We start from the raw sequence: 6140 nt of genomic DNA, 5'->3' as shown, positions 1-6140 counted from the left end.
TCATGACATTTGTTGAAGCCACAGCACTTCCCCATGCCGCAATGCTAGCAGTACAAGGTTTGGTTGATCAAGGACAGATCCAGCCCGGACAAAAAGTATTGATCAACGGTGCAGGTGGTGGTGTTGGTACGTTGGCTGTGCAGATCGCCAAATCCATTGGCGTGACTGACGTGACTGGAGTGGATAGCTCTGATAAATTCGACATGATGCACTCAGTCGGATTTGGGCAAACGATCGATTACACCCAGGAAGACTTTACACAGGGCAAGGAACGGTACGACTTGATACTAGATACCAAGACAAATCGCTCGATATTCAATTATCTACGTGTACTGAATCCCCAGGGAACCTATGTAACGGTTGGGGGGGACACCGCTTGTCTTTTTCAGGTATTACTCTTGCAGGCAATCATTCGTATATTTAGCAATAAGAGAGTCTGTCTGGTTACTCTCAAACCAAACAAGGATTTGGATTACATCAATAAGCTTTTCAAAGCTGGCGATGTCAAGCCCGTGCTAGATGGCCCTTACACATTAAGTGAAGTGCCTGAAATGATCCAGTATTTCGGTATAGGCAAACATCAGGGCAAAGTGGTTATCGCTCTAGAGTAAGAGGTAAAATTGAAATAGCCACTAAAGATGAGCAGGAAATGGAGTCATGATTTATGAAGTTATCCTCAGTAGAGAAAACGATAAATATATCGCCCGTGCCAAAGAATGGCCCGAAGTCATGGTTGTAGAAAATAGCCGTGATGCTGCCATCAATCAGCTTAAAGCCCAACTACTTGACTATCTAACTAATCAGGTTGAAGTAGTTGAAGTTGACATTCCCCTACTAGGGAAGACAGGAAATCCTTGGCTGGATAAATTTGGATGGTTTAAGGATGACCCGACCTTTGACGATCTACAGCCTGAAATTGCTGCCTATCGGCAAGAAATCGATCAAGAGATATTGATTTTACCAATTCTATCCCCTGATTGTCTATAATATAGTTGCCCATTGTTATCGTTGTTCGGAATGTGACCATGACGACTTTAGTAAAAAATCAAAAAATATACGATGAATTTATTAATTTTATTGCTCAAGGAACTAGCCCAGAAAGTGTGACTAATTTTAAATATTCGGAAGCTACAAAGGAACAGATAGACGATTTAGTGGAACGAGCAAAATTAGGAGATTTATCCCCATCTGAAAAAAACGAACTTGAACAGTTTTTAGTGGTCGAACATCTAATTAGATTGGCGAAAGCTAGAGCTCATCAATACCTTAAATCTGTCTCTTAGTATAGAGAGAAGTATATAAATAAATTAATTATGCCTAGACAGTATATCACTAAAGAACTGAAACGATTAGTCAGTCAGCGGGCTAAAGGTTTGTGTGAATATTGTCTGATTTCTGAACAGGATAGCGGTGGGTGTCAATTTGACCACATTATTAGTGTCAAGCATGGGGGTGAAACGACTGCGGAAAATTTAGCCTATGCTTGTTTGTATTGTAACCTAAATAAAGGAACAGATTTAGGGTCAATTATTTGGCCCACAGGTGATCTGGTGAGATTTTTTAATCCTAGACGAGAGCAATGGTCTGAGCATTTTCGTCTTGAGGGTGCAATGATTCAATCTTTAACAGATATTGGGGAAGTCACAGCCAGAATTTTACAGTTTAATAGTAGCGATCGCATTTTAGAAAGACAATTGTTGATTGAGGTAAATAGATACCCTTCACCTGAAGCCTTAAAACAAATGAAAGCATAAATAAAATCATCTTCCTTAGGTGCGCTTGACCCATGAAGAATTAAATTCACCACGGGTCGCAGCTAAAAGCACCGATTGCGCGTAGCGCATATGCTTACCTTTGTATAGGCTAAACTTTAAGTAACTAACTAATCTACCCCTAATTCTTATTATGATGGAGCTTTCCCCTCAAGTCATTCCTCCTCAGATTACCGATATTGAGGCTAGAAAAAATTTTTTAAGGTTACTTGTTGAGCGAATGCAACAAAACCCTATTCCTTCTGATTCTCCTCAGTTTACACGAGATATGTTCCATGAATATAGTTAAAAGCTTAAATAATTTCTACACATCTTCAATTGTCCCTTATCTGCAATACCCGACTAGCATTAAGAATCGCCAATAGAGCCACTCCCATATCAGCAAATACAGCTTCCCAGAGAGTTGCTACCCCCATCGCGCCCAGGACAATAAAGACGACTTTCACTGCCAAAGCAATAATAATATTTTGCCAAACAATACCTAGGGTTCGGCGAGCGATCGCGATCGCTTCTGCTACTTTAGAGGGAGCATCGGTCATAATTACCACGTCGGCGGTTTCGATAGCAGCATCTGAGCCTAATCCCCCCATAGCTATGCCCACATCAGCACGAGCAATTACTGGTGCGTCGTTGATGCCATCTCCCACAAATGCGGTTTTATGGTTACTTTGGTTTACTGCTGTGAGGATATTCTCTAAAGCATTCACCTTATCCTCTGGTAAGAGTTCCGCTTGAAAATCATCTATCCCTAGCTTTCGAGCCATAGTATTAGCTATGGTTTGACTGTCTCCGGTCAGCATCACAGTTTTAATCTGCTGTTGGTGCAGTGCTTGGATAGCATTGATGGCATCTTCTTTGAGTTCATCGGCAATTAAGATACGCCCACTGTATTCACCATCCACCGCTAAGTGAGCTACCGTACTGTCAGCCACACAAACATCATGGGAAATCCCCTCTCGATGGAGTAAGCGATCGTTTCCTGCGATCACAACTCTTCCATCAATTTGGGCGAGAATACCCTGTCCCGCAATTTCTTGATAATTTTCAACCTTAGAACTATCAATCGGTTTGCCATGAGCTTGTCGAATCGATTGGGCGACGGGATGATTTGACCCAGATTCTACATGAGCAGCTAATTCTAGTAGTTGCTCTTGACTCAAACCATTGTGGGTAATAATATCGGTGACTCGAAAGTTTCCTTTAGTAAGGGTGCCAGTTTTATCAAAGACGACGGTTTTCACCTGAGTTAGGGCATCTAAAAAGGTAGAACCTTTAATCAAAATACCGCGCTTGGCTGCTCCTCCAATACCGCCAAAATAGCCCAAAGGAATACTAATGACTAATCCACAGGGACAAGAAATCACCAACAGCACCAAGGCTCGATAAGTCCAGGTACTTGGGCTTGCTCCCGAAATTAGCAAAGGTGGTAACAGGGCAACTGCTAAGGAAAGAAACACCACAACAGGAGTATAGTAGCGGGCAAAGCGAGTAATAAACTTTTCCGTGTCGGCTTTTTTGCTTCTGGCGTTTTCCACCAAGTCCAAAATTCTGGCAATGGAAGACTCGTCAAAGGGCTTAGTAACGCGAATGGTTAGCCCTCCAGACTGGTTAATCATCCCTGCTAACACCAGATCTCCTGTTACAACCGTACGGGGGAGTGATTCTCCTGTGAGGGCAGACGTATCCAGTTGCGAACTTCCTTTAATAATCTCACCGTCCAGGGGAACTTTCTCCCCAGGGCGTACCCGAATCATTTCTCCAACAGCAACTTGATCAGGGGAAACGGTTTTTATCTCGCCGTTAACTAGCAGATTAGCAGTATCGGGACGCACTTCCAGCAAGGCTCGAATCGAACGACGCGATCGCCCCACCGCAGACCCCTGTACCAATTCTCCCACCTGGTAAAACAACATCACCCCCACTGCTTCCGGTAGTTCGTGAATAGCGATCGCGCCTATGGTGGCAATGGTCATCAGAAAGTTTTCGTCAAAAATCCGACCCTGTAAGATATTTCGCCCCGCAGTGGTTAGCACTCCCCAACCACAGAGTAAGTAAGCAGGAATCAAGATGGCATATTCAGCTATGGCAAAAGGAGTCTGATGTAAACTATCTTGAAAAATCAGTCCGATTAACAAAAGGGGAGTAGCGATCGCGACCGCTCTTAATTCGCGCCACAAGTTAAATTCATTCTTTCCTTGACTGTTCCCGCAGCAGTCATCATGGGTTGTCACCTCCTGTCTTTGACTGTTCCCGCAGCAGTCATCATGAGTTGTCACCTCCTGTCCTTGACTGTTCCCGCAGCAGTGATCATGGGTTGTCACCTCCTGTCCTTGACTGTTGCCGCAGCAGTGATCATGGGTTGTCACCTCCTGTCCTTGACTGTTGCCGCAGCAGTGATCATGGGTTGTCACCTCAGCAACGGCTTCAATGCAATGCCCAGACTTGCAGCAGTCTTGATGATGATGGTGTTCTGCCATAGCAATATCTAACTGTGAACATCTCCTGAATATCTGAAAGACTATTCAGACGAAAGATAATTCAAATTATATAGTAAGTAGCTGTGCAAAATAAATTATTGACAGTATTTTTCATTACTATGAGGTACCAATTATTTTTTATCTGTTCGCATATACAAGGCTTAATAGTCCCTAAAACCCGGAAATATGTACCTCACAAGGCGTAGAATTGCTATATTACTTCTTCCCCTATCTGTGCTCAATAATCAACCTTGATCAAGGTGTTGAGCTACCTCTCGATAAAAAGTCACAATATGTTCATCGGCAAGGCTGTAGTAAACGTTGCGACCTTGACGGCGATATTTGACTAGCTTTTGCGATCGCAATACTCGTAGCTGATGAGATACTGCCGATTCCCCCATTTTTACTATCGCTGCTAAGTCGCAGACACAAAGCTCTTGCTGTGCGAGGGCTGAAAGCAACTTTAGCCGATGGGGGTCGGAAAGAACGCTAAAAAACTCTGCCATCTGTTGCGCTTTTTCCGTTGCTAGAACCTTACTCTGCACCTGCCACACATTATCTAGATGAACTAGGGACTCATCACAGCTTGGAGCATCAGAAGAGTAGACAGTTGGTTTATTTAAGGAACTAGAATCGGCCATGATCAATTATATTTACTATTTAATCTCTAGATCTATGATACTATAGCGTTTCCCGCAGTTATGAGGTACAGTTTTCTTTTACATTGATTCCCTGTCTGATGCGCTCTTACCATTAAGAATTAAATTCGCTCAAGGTGCGACCCGAACGCGCACCTTGAGGCAAAGCCGACGCGGGGCGCGTTCGGGTCGCACCTCTTGATGCAGCGCATCGCTATTCCCAATTCCCGATTACCTACTCCCAATTACCGATTCCCGATTCTAAATTCTAAATTCTAAATTCTAAATTCTAAATTCTAAATTCTAAATTCTAAATTCTAAATTCCCTACTCCCTTAAAAAAAAATAGCCGCAGAAATACTATCTACGGCTAGGAAATTGACCATTAGTGATTCCGTTTTCAACCCTATCAAGACCTGCTTCCATGGGAGCAGACTCGATGATTTTGCCAGGGGGCAAAGCCCCCCAGAAAGTTAATCCGTTAACCCAAAGTTATGTACTTCGTCATCATCGTAATAAATTCCCCAGGAATGCCCGTCGGTTGCAGAGGACTCCACTCAGAAATCTCGGCGTAACGCAGTGCATAGAGGCTATGCATCGTGTTGATGATAGCCTTGCGGGAGCCCTTAAGAATGTGCTTAACAGGGTATTTTTTTGGAGAAGATTCCTGAGGATTATTACTAGGAGTAATATCCTCAGGGTTATTTTCGGGATTTGGGCGAAATTCGGAATCCATCTTGGTCACCTTTTGCTTGTTGTTAACAATATAATCATAACGATTATAAAATATTTTGTCAAGGGTTTTTATGATTTTTTTTTGGGAAAGGTATTTTAAATAAAATGTACGGTAACGGAATGGAATCTGATTTTTTTAGGAGTAGTTAAAAAAGGGAGTATTGAGCAGTAAATAGTGCTAGAATTATTGTTAATTAGTGATTCATTGGTTTAATCTCTGTTACGTCAGCACCTCAAGTAGCATGAGCCATTACCGTAGCGTGGCCAATGGCCTTGGCTGACGGCTAACGGCTGACGGCTGAATGCTTACGTACCATGGCAATGGCAATCCTAAACTATATGCGATCGCAAAACTGATCGAGCGGTTCTCCTATTAATCAGGTACACAGGATTTTTTCCCAATTCCCAATTCCCAATTCCCAGATCCGCTGTTCCCGATTGCTAGCTTGCCTCTTGCCTCTTGGGGTGCATCTCATTAAAGCTGTTTGACCCGGTGGGTGGAATGGGCATCAGGGGTGA

At 43.1% G+C, this 6140-nt stretch carries 7 protein-coding genes and 1 pseudogene; 5 read left to right on the top strand and 3 right to left on the bottom strand.

Annotation, left to right across the window (positions count from 1 at the left end):
* From F6K20_RS20840 to F6K20_RS40780, 5 genes and pseudogenes are all read left to right on the top strand, one after another.
* Positions 1-611 (top strand): NAD(P)-dependent alcohol dehydrogenase (locus F6K20_RS20840; protein ID WP_287295890.1); only part of this gene is annotated, 611 nt, incomplete at its 5' end.
* A 46-nt stretch (positions 612-657) separates the two neighbouring features.
* Positions 658-987 (top strand): hypothetical protein, encoded by a 330-nt coding sequence (locus F6K20_RS20835; protein ID WP_287253774.1) that lies wholly within the window; start codon positions 658-660, stop codon positions 985-987.
* Positions 988-1025: 38 nt separating this feature from the next.
* Positions 1026-1283 (top strand): hypothetical protein, encoded by a 258-nt coding sequence (locus tag F6K20_RS20830; RefSeq protein WP_287295888.1) that lies wholly within the window; start codon positions 1026-1028, stop codon positions 1281-1283.
* Positions 1284-1313: 30 nt separating this feature from the next.
* Entirely contained in the window at positions 1314-1754 is a 441-nt protein-coding gene (locus F6K20_RS20825) for an HNH endonuclease (protein WP_287257087.1), read from the top strand.
* 163 nt (positions 1755-1917) lie between these two features.
* Positions 1918-2061 (top strand): annotated as a pseudogene (locus tag F6K20_RS40780) (antitoxin family protein); the annotation flags it as partial.
* 25 nt (positions 2062-2086) lie between these two features.
* On the opposite strand, the gene F6K20_RS20820 reads toward F6K20_RS40780, so the two are convergent.
* The 3 genes from F6K20_RS20820 to F6K20_RS20810 all read right to left on the bottom strand — a co-directional run bounded on the left by F6K20_RS20820 (position 2087) and on the right by F6K20_RS20810 (position 5622).
* The gene (locus F6K20_RS20820; RefSeq protein WP_287295885.1) at positions 2087-4249 is read right to left on the bottom strand and encodes a heavy metal translocating P-type ATPase; all 2163 of its coding nucleotides are present in this window, start codon (positions 4247-4249) and stop codon (positions 2087-2089) included.
* A gap of 245 nt (positions 4250-4494) precedes the next feature.
* Positions 4495-4890, bottom strand: a complete 396-nt coding sequence (locus tag F6K20_RS20815; RefSeq protein ID WP_008181489.1) for an ArsR/SmtB family transcription factor — start codon at positions 4888-4890, stop codon at positions 4495-4497.
* A gap of 477 nt (positions 4891-5367) precedes the next feature.
* Entirely contained in the window at positions 5368-5622 is a 255-nt protein-coding gene (locus tag F6K20_RS20810) for a hypothetical protein (RefSeq protein WP_071986830.1), read from the bottom strand.
* Positions 5623-6140: the final 518 nt, after the last annotated feature.

The sequence above is a fragment of the Moorena sp. SIO2C4 genome, from assembly GCF_010672485.1.
Taxonomy (GTDB): Bacteria; Cyanobacteriota; Cyanobacteriia; order Cyanobacteriales; family Coleofasciculaceae; genus Moorena; species Moorena producens.
This window is presented reverse-complemented; position numbering and strand designations above follow the sequence as displayed.

Excerpts from the sequence above, each read along its gene's own strand:
- F6K20_RS20820 (WP_287295885.1), bottom strand. The coding sequence starts at position 4,249 with ATGGCAGAACACCATCATCATCAAGACTGCTGCAAGTCTGGGCATTGC.
- F6K20_RS20815 (WP_008181489.1), bottom strand. The coding sequence starts at position 4,890 with ATGGCCGATTCTAGTTCCTTAAATAAACCAACTGTCTACTCTTCTGAT.
- F6K20_RS20810 (WP_071986830.1), bottom strand. The coding sequence starts at position 5,622 with ATGGATTCCGAATTTCGCCCAAATCCCGAAAATAACCCTGAGGATATT.
- F6K20_RS20825 (WP_287257087.1), top strand. The coding sequence starts at position 1,314 with ATGCCTAGACAGTATATCACTAAAGAACTGAAACGATTAGTCAGTCAG.
- F6K20_RS20830 (WP_287295888.1), top strand. The coding sequence starts at position 1,026 with ATGACGACTTTAGTAAAAAATCAAAAAATATACGATGAATTTATTAAT.
- F6K20_RS20835 (WP_287253774.1), top strand. The coding sequence starts at position 658 with ATGATTTATGAAGTTATCCTCAGTAGAGAAAACGATAAATATATCGCC.